Origin of the sequence: Streptomyces sp. CA-278952, from assembly GCF_028747205.1 — a bacterium.
Classification (GTDB): domain Bacteria; phylum Actinomycetota; class Actinomycetes; order Streptomycetales; family Streptomycetaceae; genus Streptomyces.
Map to the genome: position 1 here is coordinate 289149 of NZ_CP112880.1, position 13045 is coordinate 302193.

Annotated in this window: 6 protein-coding genes (1 of these 6 running past the window's edge); 1 reads left to right on the plus strand and 5 read right to left on the minus strand. The window is 73.1% G+C overall.

The window, feature by feature from the left end:
• From N7925_RS01080 to N7925_RS01100, 5 genes are all read right to left on the minus strand, one after another.
• On the minus strand, positions 1-6403 hold the 5' end (the start) of the coding sequence (locus N7925_RS01080) for a non-ribosomal peptide synthetase (RefSeq protein WP_274342718.1). It extends 9203 nt beyond the left edge of the window; only the first 6403 of its 15606 coding nucleotides appear in the window; its start codon is at positions 6401-6403; the stop codon falls past the left edge of the window.
• Between the two features lie 82 nt (positions 6404-6485).
• Positions 6486-6761, minus strand: coding sequence for an acyl carrier protein (locus tag N7925_RS01085; protein ID WP_265597594.1), 276 nt, complete (start codon positions 6759-6761; stop codon positions 6486-6488).
• A gap of 92 nt (positions 6762-6853) precedes the next feature.
• Entirely contained in the window at positions 6854-8587 is a 1734-nt protein-coding gene (locus N7925_RS01090) for an acyl-CoA dehydrogenase (RefSeq protein WP_274342719.1), read from the minus strand.
• Positions 8584-10308, minus strand: a complete 1725-nt coding sequence (locus N7925_RS01095) for an acyl-CoA dehydrogenase family protein (protein ID WP_274342720.1) — start codon at positions 10306-10308, stop codon at positions 8584-8586. The genes N7925_RS01090 and N7925_RS01095 overlap by 4 nt, the downstream gene beginning before the upstream one ends.
• Complete coding sequence (locus N7925_RS01100) at positions 10305-12059, minus strand: fatty acyl-AMP ligase (RefSeq protein WP_274342721.1); 1755 nt, start codon at positions 12057-12059, stop codon at positions 10305-10307. The genes N7925_RS01095 and N7925_RS01100 overlap by 4 nt, the downstream gene beginning before the upstream one ends.
• Positions 12060-12789: 730 nt before the next feature.
• Here N7925_RS01100 and N7925_RS01105 point away from each other — a divergent pair.
• Positions 12790-13002, plus strand: a complete 213-nt coding sequence (locus tag N7925_RS01105) for an MbtH family protein (protein WP_265597598.1) — start codon at positions 12790-12792, stop codon at positions 13000-13002.
• Positions 13003-13045: the final 43 nt, after the last annotated feature.

The window sequence follows — 13045 nt, forward strand, 5'->3', positions numbered from 1 at the left end:
GCTGCTGCGCGTACGACATCGGCAGCACCGGCGGGCGGGGCACGGCCGCGACGAGCGGCGGGCGTACGGCGACGCGGGAGGTGAGGGCCTCGCTGAGCCCGGCGACCGTGGGGTGGTCGAAGACGTCGCGGATGGCGACCTCGCTGCCCAGCGCGGTGCGCAGCCGCGACACCAGGCGCGTGGCGAGCAGGGAGTGGCCGCCGAGTGCGAAGAAGCCGTCCTCCAGGCCGACTTCCGGCACGCCCAGCACCTCGGCGAACGTCCCGCACATGATCTCCTCGCGCGGGGTGCGCGCGGGGCGGGAACGCGGCCGGGCCGCCGAGTCGGGGGCGGGCAGGGCCTTCTGGTCCACCTTGCCGTTGGCGTTGAGCACGAAACCGTCGACGGTCAGGACCGCGGAGGGGACGGCGTACTCGGGCAGGCTGCCGCGCAGATGGGCGAGCAGGTCCTCGGCGGGCGCGGGCTCTTCGCCGGCCGGGACGACGTAGGCGACCAGGCGCCGCTCACCGGCCGCGTCCTCCCGTACGACGACGGTCGTCTGCGCCACGTCCGGGTGGCGGCTGAGCACGGCCTCGACCGCGCCGAGTTCGATGCGGAAGCCACGCAGCTTGATCTGGTTGTCGACCCGGCCGAGGAACTCGATGTCACCCTCGGGGTTCCACCGCACCAGGTCGCCGGTGCGGTACATGCGGGTGCCCGGCGCGCCGAACGGGTCGGCGACGAAGCGCTCGGCGGTCAGACCCGCGCGGTTCCAGTAGCCGCGTGCCTGGCCGGCTCCGGCGAGGTACAGCTCGCCCGCCACCCGGGGCGGCGCGGGCTGGAGGTGCTCGCCCAGCACGTAGGCACGGGTGTTCGCCAGGGGGCGCCCGATCGGCAGGTTGGTGCGCCGTGCGTCCGCATCGGTGGTGGGGCGGCGCAGCGCGAACGTCGTGGTCTCGGTGGGGCCGTAGACATTCAGCACGGTCAGCCCGGGGCAGGCGGCGCGGACCCGGGCGACCGCCTCGGGCGGTACGGCCTCGCCGCCGGTCCACAACTGCCGTACTCCGGCCAGGCTCCGCGGGTCCTCCTCGGCGATCACCCGGAACAGCGCGGTGGTGCAGAACACGGCCGTGACGGCGCCGTGTTCGACGACCTGCCGCAGCGTGGGCACGTCGAGCGGGCCGGGCGGTGCCAGGACGACTTCGCCGCCGCCGAGCAGCGGCACCCACAGCTCGTAGGTGGAGGCGTCGAACGCCAGCGGGGAGTGCGCCAGCACCCGTCGGTGCGCCTCGTCCGCCCAGCAGGGGTCGGCGGCGAGCTCCACGATGTCGCGGTGGCTGATGGCGACGCCCTTGGGGACGCCGGTGGAGCCGGAGGTGAACATGACGTACGCGAGCTGGTCGGGCACCGGCGTCTGCGCGCGGAGGGCGGACGCGTCCGGAAGCGGGGCGGCGGTGTCGAGCACCGGGACGCCCCACTCCGCGGCCGCGGCCGCGTTCTCGGCGTCCGTCAGGACCAGTACGGCGTCGATGTCGGCGAGCAGTCCGCGTACCCACTCCGCCGGGTCGTCCGGACGCACCGGTACGTAGGCGCCGCCTGCCCGCAGGACCGCGAGCAGCGCGACGGGGACGTCCACACCGCGCCGCATCGCCACGGCCACCCGCGACTCGGTGCCGACGCCGCGGTCGGCGAGGACGCGGGCGAGCCGGTCGGCGCGGGCGTCCAGCTCGGCGAAGGTCAGGGTCTCGGCGCCGCGGCGCACCGCGGTCGCGTCCGGGTTGCGCGCGGCGCTGCGGGCGAACAGCGCGGGCACGCTCTCCTGCGGGACGGGCGCGGCGGTGTCGTTCCACTCGGTGAGCAGCAGCTCCCGGCCGGGGGCGCCGAGCACTTCCAGGGCGTGGACGGGCAGTTCGGGGGTCTGAACGACCTGCTCCAGGATCCGGACGAGTCCGTGCGCGAGCGCCTGCGCGGTCGGGGCGTCGAAGAGGTCGGTGCTGTACTCCAGGCTGCCGCCCCAGGGGGACTCCCCGCCCGGCGCGCCGTCGGGGGCGTCGTAGGTCAGCGCGAACGCCAGGTCGAACTTGGCCCGGCCGGTCTCGATCTGCGCGGCGGTGGCGTCGAGCCCCGGGAAGCCGCCGTCCAGCGCGGACGACCACAGGCTCCGGTCGGTGTTGTCGAACGAGAGGACCGTCTGCACCAGCGGGTGGCGGCCGGCGGCCCGCGGCGGGTTGACGGCCTCAACGAGGTGGTCGAACGGGATGTCCTGGTGCGCGTAGGCGGCCAGATCGGTGTCGCGAACCCGGTCGAGCAGCTCCGCGAACGTGGGGCGCCCGGAGGCGTCCACGCGCAGCACCAGGGTGTTGACGAAGAAGCCGACGAGATCCCGCAGGGCGTCGTCGGTACGGCCCGCGACGGGCGTGCCGACGGGGATGTCCGTACCGGCGCCGAAGCGGGACAGCAGGGCGGTGAGCGCGGCGTGGACGACCATAAACACGCTGCAGCCGCGTTCCCGTGCCAGCTCGTGCAGCCCGGTGCGCACCCGGGACGGTACCTCGAACGGCACCCGTTCCGCAGCGGAGGTCACCGTGGCCGGGCGGGAGCAGGACGTCGGGAGTTCCAACTCCTCTGGAAGACCCTCCAGTTGTGTGCGCCAGTAGGCGAGCTGGCGGGGGGCGACGCCGTCCGGGTCCTCGTGCGAGCCGAGCAGCCTGCGCTGCCACAGCACATAGTCGGCGTACTGGAGCGGCAGCGCCGCCCACCCCGGGGCGACGCCGCGTGTCCGGGCCGTGTACGCCTCGGCCAGGTCGCGCAGCAGCGGCCCGGTCGACCAGCCGTCGCCCGCGACGTGGTGGACGACCATGGCCAGTGCCCACGCGCCCTCGCCGCCGTGCGCACTGTTCTCGCCGTCCGCGCCGTGTTCACCGTTCTCGCCGCCCACGCGGTGGAGCACACAGTGCAGGGGAAGTTCGTCGGAGAGGGAGAACTCCCGGTGCGCGATCGCGGAGAGCTCCGCGGGCAGCGCCTGCGCGGAGGTGACGCGCACGGGCAGGTCGAATGCGGCCTCGGCACGGATGAGCTGGCAGGGGACGCCGTCGCGTTCGACGATCGTGGTACGCAGGCTCTCGTGGCGGGCGACCACGTCGCCGAGCGCGGCGCGCAGGGCGGTGACGTCCAGGGTGCCGTTCAGACGCAGCACGACGGCGTAGTTGTACGTCGCGTTCGGCCCCTCCAGGCGGTGGAGGAACCACAGCCGCTGCTGGGCGAAGGACACCGGCACCCACTCGGGTCTCGGCTCTGCCCGCACCTCGGGGCGGGCGGGGCGCGCGGTGTCGAGCACCTCCAGCAGCCGCCGGACGGTGGAGTGGTCGAAGAGTTCGCGCAGGGAGAGTTCGGCGCCGAGCGCGGTGCGGACGCGCGCGAGCACCCGGGTGGCGAGCAGGGAGTGCCCGCCGAGGTGGAAGAAGTCGTCGTCGACACCGACCGCGGGCAGGGACAGCGTGTCGGCGAACGCGTGGCAGAGGATCTCCACCCGGGGGTCGTCCGCGTCACGGGGATCATCGGCGACTACCTCCGCGGCGGGGACGGGCAGCGCCGCGCGGTCGGCCTTGCCGTTCGGCGTCAGGGGCATCGTGTCGAGTGCGACGAACGCCGCCGGCACCAGCGGACCGGGCAGCCACGTGCGCAGGAACTCGCGCAACTCGTCCGCACCGGGGACGACTTCATCGGACGCCGGGACCAGGTAGGCCACCAGCCGCCGGTCGCCCGGTACGTCCTCGCGGACCGTCGCCGCCGACTGCGCCACCGCCGGGTGGCGGCTGAGGGCGGCCTCGATCTCGCCGAGCTCGACGCGGAAGCCGCGCAGCTTGATCTGGTCGTCGCGGCGTCCGAGGTACTCCAGGTCGCCGTCGGCGTTCCAGCGGGCGAGGTCACCGGTGCGGTACAACCGGCCGCCGGAGCCGAAGGGGTCGGCGACGAAGCGCTGGGCGGTGAGCCCGGGGCGTTCGCCGTAGCCGCGTGCGACGCCCGCGCCGCCGATGTACAGCTCGCCCACCGCACCCGGCGGCACCGGGCGCAGCCGCCGGTCCAGCACGTACAGCCGCGCGTTGGCGACGGGGCGACCGATGGCGACAGCGCCCTCGGGGACCTCGTCCTTCGGCCGCACCGTGTACACCGCGCAGCCCACGGTCGCCTCGGTCGGGCCGTACTCGTTCACGACCGTCACGCCGGGGCGGCGTCTGCGCAGCTCGGCCAGGGCGCCGCCGGTCAGCTGCTCGCCGCCGACGACGACCTGCTCGGTCGCCGACCAGCCGGGCGGCAGACCGGCGAGCACGGCGAGGTGGGAGGGCGTGACCTTGGCGAACGCGGGCGCGGGCTCGTCCTCGGCCGCACTGCCCTCGCCGAACGCGGCGAACCGTACGCAGCCGCCCAGCGTCAGCGGCACGAGGGCGCCGGTCACGGTCAGGTCGAAGGCGATGGACGTCTGCACCAGCGCCCGTCCGGCGAGGCCGGGGTAGGCGCCGGCCGCGAAGTCGACGTACGCCGCGAGGTTGCGCTGCTCGACCACCACAGGCTTGGGCCTGCCGGTCGATCCCGAGGTGTAGATGAGGTACGCGGCGCGCTCGGACCGCAGCGGGCGGAGCAGTTCACCGGGCTCGAGCGCGTCCGCGCGGTGGGCGCCGCAGGCCGCCTCCAGGTCCGGCGAGCCGAGGGTCAACCGGCGTGCGGACGAGGGGAGTCGGGACGCCGAGTCCGGGTCGGTGAGGGTGAGCACGGGCGCCGCGTCGTCGAGGAGGTGGGCGATGCGGCCGGCCGGGTTCTCGGGGTCGAGCGGGACGTACGCTCCGCCGGACTTCCAGACGGCGAGCAGGGCGACCAGGAGCGCGGGGCCGCTGCGCAGCAGCACCGCCACGGAGTCCTCCGCGCCCACGCCCTCGGCGACGAGCACGCGGGCGAGGCGGTTCGCCTCGGCGTCCAGCTCCCGGTAGGTCAGCGCGGTGGTGCCGTCGGTCACGGCGGGCGCCCCGGGGGTCCGCAGGGCTTGTTCCTCGAACCAGTCGGGGACCGTGCCGTCCCGCAGCTTGGCGGCGGTACGGTTCCACTCCTCCAGCACCCGGCGGCGGGTCGCCCCGTCCAGGAGGTCGGCCTCGCCCACCGGGCGCTCCGGGTGTGCGACCAACTGCGAGAGTACGTGCACCAGTTCGTCGTGCCACTGCACGACGTCCGCACGCGTGTACGCCCGCCCGTTGCCCTGGACGGTGATCTGGATGTCGCCCTCGTGCGGGCTGCCATGGACATCGATCGCCAGGTCGCGCACCGGCCCGGTGGAGAGCTGGTGCAGGTCCGCGGGGGTGTCGCCGAAGACGGTCCGGTGGTCGAAGGGCATGACGTTCACCGACACCCGGCCGGAGGCGCCGTTCGCACCGACGGCGCGCTCCAGCTCCTCGCCGCGGAACCGCTGGTGGCGGAAGGCCGGGGACAGCGCCGCGGACAGCTCGTCCAGTACGGCCGCGAGGTCCGCTTCCCCCGCGAGACCGAGCCGCAGCGGCAGCACGTTGGACGTCATGCAGGGGGTGGCGGCGGCGGCCCGGGTCAGTCGCCCGGACAGCGGCAGGTCGAGGACCACCCCGTCGCTGTCGCGCCGCCGCTGCACGAAGGCCGCGACGGCACCGAGCAGCACCATGCTCCAGCGGGTGCGGTGCGCCCTGGCGTACTCGCGCACGGCGTCCGCGAGTTCGACCGGGAGCTTCCTGGTCTCCCGTACGACGTCGTCCGAGGCGGGCGGCGCGCCGTGCGTCCCGTCCTGGGCGAGGCCGGCGGCCCGCTCCAGCCAGTACGCCCGGTCGGCGGCGGCCTTCTCGGACGCCTCGTAGCGGCGCTGCTCCTGAAGGAGGGCCGAGAGACCGCCGAACGGGCTCTCGCCCGTGTCGAGTCCGGCGGCGAGCGCGGTGTAGATCTCGGCGAGGCGGGAGGTGTAGAGGCTCTGGCCGAAGCCGTCGAGGGTGATGTGGTGGTAGCGGAGGTACAGCAGGGAACGCTGCTCCCCCACCCGCAGGAGCGCGTGCCGGTACGTGCCGCCCGCGGCGAGGTCCACGGGCCGGGCGAGGTCGGCGTCCATCCACACGCGGGCGGCTTCCATCGGCGCGTCCGCCCCGCGGAGGTCCACCACGGTCAGCGGGTCGGCGGGCGCCGGTTCGACGACCTGCCCGACCTCACCGCCGTCCCGCGCCACGAAACACGTCCGCAGCGCCTCGGCCTCCGTCAGCGCGCGCGTCACCGCACGGCGCAGCACCAGGGGGTCCAGCGCCGTGGCGACGTCCAGGAACACCCCGCAGTTGAAGCGCGGGCTGAGCGGCTGGAGGCACTGCGCGAGCCAGACCTCGCGCTGCGCGGGCAGCACCTCGTGGACCGGAGACCTCTCGGACATCGCACACTCCCCATCGAAACGCCAGCGTGGACCGTTGCCGGGAACGGGGTGGGTGCCGGAGCACCCGCCGCCCCCTCCGGCGTCAGCCGCGGGCGGACTCCAGTTCATCGGCCAACGCCTGCGACAGCTCCGCGACGGTGGGGTGGTCCCAGATCAACGTCATCTCGACGACCAGCCCGAGGTGGTCTTCGATGTCGGCGCACACGGTGGTCGCCGACACGGAGTCCAGGCCGTACTCGGACAGCGGTATGTCCGGCTCGATCTGGGAGGGCTCGGAGCTGACGTAGTCGGCGACCGTGCGGGTCAGCCAGTCGGCGAGCTCGGCGGTGGAGGGGGCGGGGGTGGCCGGTGCTTCCATGGTGGTGCTCCTCTACGGGTCGTCTTGACGGGTCTCGTCATTTCCTCGCGGCACCGCGGCGCGTCCTCCCGCGGTCCGGGAGGCGCCGCCGGTCAGGTTCCGGACAGGCGGCGGCCGAGCAGTCCGAAGCTGCGCTGCTCCGTCAGTCGGAGCTGCAACTGCGTGTACAGGGCGTCCGCTTCCTCGGGCGGCAGCGGTGCCGGGCGTCCGCTCCAGGCCGTGCGCACCCGGGCGAGCGCCGCACGCAGCCACAGGGGTTCCGCGAGGAAGGCGTCGGAGCCGTCGCGGTTGTGCCACCACACGCGCAGACAGGCGGTGCCGACCAGGACGTGCACGTAGCGCTCGACCAAGCCGTAGGCGTCGGCGGTGGCGGTGAAGGTGAGCTCACGCGGCGCGAGCGCCGCGGCGGCGGTGCGGACGGCGGCCAGTTCGGACCGCAGGCCGTCGAGGTCGGCGGCCAGCCGGGGGTCGCCGTTCCCGGCGGTCTGCTCGGCGAGCTCCTCCAGCGACGCGGCCAGCGGGTCTCGGCCCCCGGAGCTGATCCGGAGCGCGCCGAAGGACATCTCGGGAAGGTCCGCGTCGATTCGGAAGAGGGCCTCGGGCGGGGCTGCCGGGTTGAGCGGGCGTCGCGCCAGGATGCCCAGTTGGGGCAGGATCGTCGTCTGGCAGGCGGCACGTGCCGCGTGGCCGAAGCCGACGGGTTTGAGGTCGCGCAGGAGCTTCTGGAAGATCGCCTGCTCGCCGTCACGGTGGAAGAACTCCGCACCCAGGACGCCGGACAGCCGGTCCACCGCCCGCAGCAGCGCCCCGGCGACCGCGTACTTGACGGACGCGGCGTACAGCCCCGCCACCTCCGGCAGCAGGTGCAGGGACCTGACCGCCACCATGCTGAACGCCTCGCAGGCCAGCAGATCGGCGAACGCCCCGGCGAGCTGCGCCCGCACCTGCGGCAGGTCTCCGACGCGGCGACCGTACAGGGAACGGCTGCCCACGTGCAGCAGTGTCGCGCGCAGGGCGGAGTCGAGGATCGCGGTCATCATCGCCGGCAGCGTGGCTCGGGTGACCTGGAAGGACCGCATGGCGGTCTCCAGCCCGTGGCCCTGGCGGCCGATCAGCGCCTCGGGCCCCAGCCGGCAGTCCTCGAAGACGGCGCCGGCCAGCTGGACGCCGCGCAGCCCGACGGTGCCGTGCCGCGGCAGGTAGCGGATCTTGCCGCCGAGGACGCGCTCCTTGTCGACGAGAAGCTGGGAGTGGTTGCGGCTCCCCTCGCCCGGCCCGGTTCGGGTGAACAGCACCAGGGCGCTCGCGCGGCGGATGTTGGTGACGACCTCCTTGCGGCCGTTCAGGCACCAGCCGCCGTCGACGGACGCGGCGTTCATCTCGGTGCCCGACATGTCGTTGCCGTGGGCGAGTTCGTGGTACGCGGCGGCGATCTTGCCGTTGCCCAGGAGGATGTCGGCGACGCGGCGGGACTGCTCCTCGTCGGCGGAGGTCCAGACGTTGACCGAGGAGATCAGCGAGCTCGCGCCATAGCCGAGGCCAAGGCTCGGGTCGCGCCGGTACACCGCGCGCATGACCTCGACGAGGTCGTCGAGCCGGTCGAGGCGTCCGCCGTAGCGGGTGGGGACGAACTCGGCGTTCAGCCCGAAGCCGTCGAGCAGCGCCTCGCCCTCGGCGAACATCTCCGCGCGGCCGTCGGCCGCGAGGATCGGCGTGTGGCCGACCGGGTTCGCCGGGTCGCGGGGGTCGCCGAACAGCCGCTCCAGGATGTCGGCGCGCGGTGCCCGTCCGGGGGCGTGCGGAGTCGTGGCGGTGTCCTGGATCATCGTGCCGACAGCAGCGTCATGCCGCGTCCTTCCGTGCGCACCAGTTCTTCCACCAGCGCCTCCGCGGCGTCCTGCTGGGCGACGGCGGGCCGGTCGAGCCGGCCCAGGGCTCGGGCCAGGCAGACCCTCAGCCAGCGGCCCTCCGCCCACAGGGGCGACGGCGGCCCCGCGTGCGCGTCCCGGTGCGACCAGACGTGCAGGGCGGCGGCTCCGGCGAAGCAGAGCTCGTAGCGGCGGGCGAGCTCGAAGTCGGCCGCGGGTACGTCCTCCAACGTCGGTCTGTGCTCGGCCAGTTCGCGCTCCAGCTCGGCACAGGCAGCGGCGAACGCGTCCAGCAGCCGGCCGAGCGCGGCGGGCGCCGTACCCGCGGCGATCTCCTCGCGGGTACGGGCGACGGCGTCGGGCACCGCCTGAAGCACCGAGCAGCCCCAGTTTCCGGCGAGGGTCAGGGCACGCGGAGCGAACGGGTCGAGCGAGGTGTGCAGGGCGGCCGCGGCGGCCAGTCCCTCGCGGTCGGGGGCGCGCCGGGCGGCGGCCCTGGCGAGCAGCGGGAACTGCTTGACCAGCGCGTGCCGGTTCACGTCGGTGCTGCCGTCGAAGATGGCCACAATCCGGTGGTCCCGCTCCAGCTTGGCGAACCTGCCTTCCGCGTACTCCTCGGTGAAGAAGGCCCGTACGCCGAGGAGTTCGCCCAGCTCCGCGATCAGCGCGTCGGCCGTACCCGGTACGTACGCCTTGGCGACGGCGGAGACCACCGCCATCTCGCGCGGCAGCGCGTGCGCGGCGCGGCCCGCCACCTCGGATACGGCCTCCATCAGCAGGAGGTCGGCGACGGCGTCGGCCAGGATGCGGCGCACGCGGGGCAGTTCGCTCAGCAGGCGCCCGTACAACCGCCGCTGCGCCGCGAAGCGGACGGCCAGGCTCAGCGCGTGGTCGCATGCCCCGAGAGAGAGCCCTGTGCACACCGTGCGGGTGAGCTGCAGCGCCTTCAGCACGATCTCCAGCCCGGCTCCGTCGGGGCCGACCTGCGCGGATACGGGCACGGTTGCGCCTGTCAGGCGGGTGCCGCTGATGTCCGCGCCGCGGATGCCGTGCGTACGGACCTTCGGGAGGCGTTCGTGGCTGCCGGGCGCCAGAGCATGGGTGTCCACCAGGAAGAGGCCGAAGCCGCGGGCGTCGCCGGGCTTGCCCGTGCGTGCCAGCACGCAGAGCTGGTCGGCGCGGGTGGCATTGTTGATGAGCCACTTCTCGCCGTCGAGCCGCCAGCCGGCGCCGGTACGTTCCGCGGTGAGCTCGCCCGCCAGCAGGTCGGCGCCGTGGCCGCGTTCGGTGAGCGCCCAGGAGACGATCTGCCCGTCGACGATCCGGCGGCCGAGGGCGTCGGCCTGGTCGGCGTCGTCGGCGACCCAGACCGAGGCGGCCCCCAGCAGCGTCTTGGCGTGCGCGACGGCGACGGTGACGTCGTGCCGGGCGACACCGCGTACGAGCCGGATCAACTCGGCGAGGTCGTCCAGGCGCCCGCCGTGCGCGACCGGGACGTAGTGGGCGGGGAGCCCGAACTCGTCGAGCACGCGGCAGGGTTCGGCGGGGAACGCCTCGTCGCGGTCCAGTTCACGCAGGGCGACGGGGTCGAACGCGCCGCCGGGGTGCGCCTGTTCGTCGAGCAGTTCGCGCAGCAGCGTATGGGGGGCCTGGCCTGTGACCAGCGGTGCAGTGCTCATGCGCGAGCGCCTCCGGCATCCCGCCCCGGTGCCTCGCCCTGGATCCACACGGCTTCCAGCTCGCCTTCCTCGAAGAGCTTGCGCATCGCGTCGCGCTGGATCTTGCCGCTGGTCGTGCGCCGTACCTTGCCCGGGCGCAGCAGGACGACGCAGGCCGCGGTCATGCCGTGCTCGCGGGCCACGGTCTGCCGCATTCCGCGCGCCAACTCCCTCAGGCCGGCTTCGTCGAGCCGGCCCTTGACCTCGTGGGTGAGGACGAGTGCCGGGTCCGTGCCTGGTCGTGCGACGGTGAAGACCGCGCCGACGTGGGAGGCGAGTTCGGGGTGGGCGGCGCGGAGCTCGTACTCGATGTCCTGTGGGTAGAGGTTCCGGCCGTGTGCGGTGATCATCTCCTTGATCCGGCCGGTGACGTAGAGGTCGCCCTCGTGCAGTGCGCCGAGGTCGCCGGTGCGCAGGTACCGCCCGTCGATGCCGTCGAGGGTGGCGCCGAACGTCGCCTCGGTGGCCGTGGGGTGGTTCCAGTACCCGGTCGCGACGCTCGGGCCGCGCAGCCAGATCTCGCCGACCGCGCCGGGCGGCAGCCGGCTGCCGGTCTCCGGGTCGACGATCCGGAGGTCGACGTCCTGCGGGGTACCGCAGCCGACCAGAGCGCGGCCGGGCCGGCCCTCGGACGCCGCGGCGAGCTTGCGGGCTTCCAGCATCTCCGCATCGACCTCCATGATCGTGGGCGCCGGCCCTCCGGAGACGTACACGGTCGACTCCGCGAGGCCGTAGCAGGGCGACAGCGACTCGGTGCGGAAGCCCGTGGGGGCGAAGCGCTTCGCGAAGTGGGTGAGGGTGCCGGCGTGGATCGGCTCGGAGCCGTTCGCCGCCCACCGCCAGCGCGACAGGTCCAGGGTCTCCAACTGGGCGTCGGTGACCCGCCGCAAGCACAGGTCGTAGGCGAAGTTCGGCGCGGCCGACCACTCGACGTCGTACGTGTCGATCATCCGGAGCCAGCTGTACGGGCGCCGGATGAAGGCGGACGGGCTCATCAGGAGGCCCGTGCTGCCGAGGAAGAGCGGCGGCAGCAACTGGCCGATGAGGCCCATGTCGTGGAAGTGCGGGATCCAACCGCCGAAGACCGTGCGGGAGTTGAAGCCGAACGACGCACTGAGGGTCTCGATGTTCCGCAGCAGGTTGCCGTGGCTGACCATCACGCCCTTGGGCTCGCCGGTGGAGCCGGAGGTGTACTGGAGCATCGCGAGCGTTTCACGGTTCAGCTCCACGGCGGGGAGCGCGGCATCGGCCGACGCCTCGGCGGCGGCGCCGTCGGTGGACAGCAGCGGCAGTCCGGTGAGGCCCTCCTCGCGCATCCACTCGGCGACGTCCTCGGTGTTCGCGTCGTCGGTGAGCGCCGCGACTGCACCGCTGCTGCGCGCGATACTGATTACGCGGCGGCGTTCGTGACGGTACCGGCCGGGCAGCGGCGCGGGCACCGCGACCATCCCGGCGTACAGGCAGCCGAGGAACGCGGCGAGGAACGCCGGGCCGAAACCGTGCAGCAGGAGCAGCCGGTCTCCCGCGGCGAACCGTCCGGACAGGTCCCGCGCGACGCCCGAAGCGGCGCGGTGCACCTCCGCGTACGTCAGCGACGTGCCGTCGCCGGTCTCGACGTCGTGCAGGTAGCGGAGCGCCTCGCGGGCGGGGTGCTCACTCGCGCGACGGCCCAGCAGATCGGCCACGTTACGCGCCTCGCGGATGTCGGCCATACGAATCCGGGCCTCCAGATGACGTGAGCGGGTGAAGGGGCCGCCGCAGGGGGGCGAGCGGCCGGGCCGTACGGGCCGAGTCCGCCGGCAGCACTCCCGTGGTCGCGGTGCCGTGCACCGCACTGCGGGGCGAGGGACGGACCCGCCGCGAGACCACGGAGCGGGAAGAAGAGCGGGGTGCGGAGGAAGCGAGAGGTGGTCCCCGGGGATACGCATTCCCACGCACGCGAAAATCAAGGGTGAATTCTGGGGGAAGAAAATGCGAGTGTCATCCGTGTCTGCTGCCCGACCCACACGTGGGAAACACCGCGCCACCCCCCTGTAATTGCGCTTTTTGTGAACTGAAGTACTCGATGTTCGCCATCATGAGAGCAAACACGGGGAGTGTAACCACCCAAAATTCCGACCGTCAACAGTTCGACTGTCATCGCGGGAAACCTCCCACCCGCAACCCCTAACGTTTCCTACCCACCACCCCTAACGTCGGCGCGCCTCGATGACGGATGGAATCGGACGTTTACGACATGACCGCGTCGCACCCCGATAACGAGTCCCGGAATCTACTATTCCGATTCGGCGGCTCGCGATGCTCTGCTATGGTGCCGAGCGACGCCCCGCTCCTCTGTGGTTCCGACGTCGGCGCACCGTCACTCGGCCTCGTAGGCGCCGGATTAAAAGGAAAACGGGCGTATCGCGATGAAGATCAGCCCGACTGAACGGGAGAGGTTCTGTGAGTACTAATCCTTTCGACGACGAGAACGGCAGCTTTCTGGTCCTCGTCAACGACGAGAACCAGCATTCGCTCTGGCCCTCCTTCAGCGCCGTCCCCAAGGGGTGGACCGTCGCGCACCGGGAGGACACCCGGCAGGCCTGCATCGCCTACATCGAGGAGAACTGGACCGACATCAGGCCCAAGAGCCTGATCGACTCCCTGCAGAAGTAGGGGCCGGCGCACGCCCGCACCGTGTCCGCATCCCGGTGCGGGC